The 907-nt window shown below is 55.3% G+C and carries 1 protein-coding gene; it reads right to left on the minus strand.

The window, feature by feature from the left end:
- Positions 1–436: 436 nt before the first annotated feature.
- Positions 437–907: hypothetical protein (locus C475_RS23655; protein ID WP_006881657.1), on the minus strand; the 471-nt coding region annotated here is incomplete at its 5' end.

Consider the following 907-nt stretch of genomic DNA (forward strand, 5'->3'; position numbering starts at 1 on the left):
CGCGCCATCAGAGATGTGTATAAGAGACAGATGCTATAGGGGGTTCCTACATCGCCATAGCCGGCATCTATAATTTGTTAGAAGCTTCGAGTAGCACCTCACTGGTCACAGCGGTTGTAGCAATGGGCGCTGGCACTCTACTACTAGCGAACGCAATTCGAATCTATCGCGACCCCGACTCAGTAGATCAAGCAACCCAGCAGACACCTCAACGCTGGTTCATAGGTGCAGGTGTTATCGGACTATTCCTAGTGTTCAGTCTCATTGTCGTGATAATCACTGGATAGCCCGACAAGTCTGCACGCCTCAGCAGCTAATTGGACCGAACAGTCTCCATAGCAAGTTAAAGCAGCACAGCACTCTCACCGGAACCCACAGCAAGCTCACCGATCGAACTGCATCCACTCAGATTTGACCACAGCAGTCAATTCCTCGACTACTTTGGCGGCGGTCTGTCCCCTTCCGACGTCGCGACCGTCATGTTGTCGTACGCTTCATCAACCAGTCCAAGGTAGTTCCAGAACTGCGGCGCGCGCCCGCAGTTCGAGCACTCCAACAGACTTGGCGCGTCACTAATGTTCCCGTGAAGCTCTCCAAACGGCTGCATCAGCCGTGAGCCCTTCAGAGCCGTCAGATACTCCACTTCGTCTTCCACCGTCTCAAACTCCGGCGCTTTGCACACGTACCCGATCGTCTCGGCCAGCAAGTCGCCTCGACGCCGAACGTCGATCACCGACGCATCCGTCAGATCCTCCCAGATCGACGCTATCGCCGCCTGGGGCACGAACGGCATCTCACACAAAGCGTGCAGGTGGACGTGGTAGCGTTCTGAATCCTGCTGCTTGATGTCGATTCCATACAATCCAGCCGGTACGAGCTCCGAGAACGGGATTCCACGACCCTGGTC

This window comes from Halosimplex carlsbadense 2-9-1 (assembly GCF_000337455.1).
In the GTDB taxonomy this organism is placed as follows: Archaea; Halobacteriota; Halobacteria; order Halobacteriales; family Haloarculaceae; genus Halosimplex; species Halosimplex carlsbadense.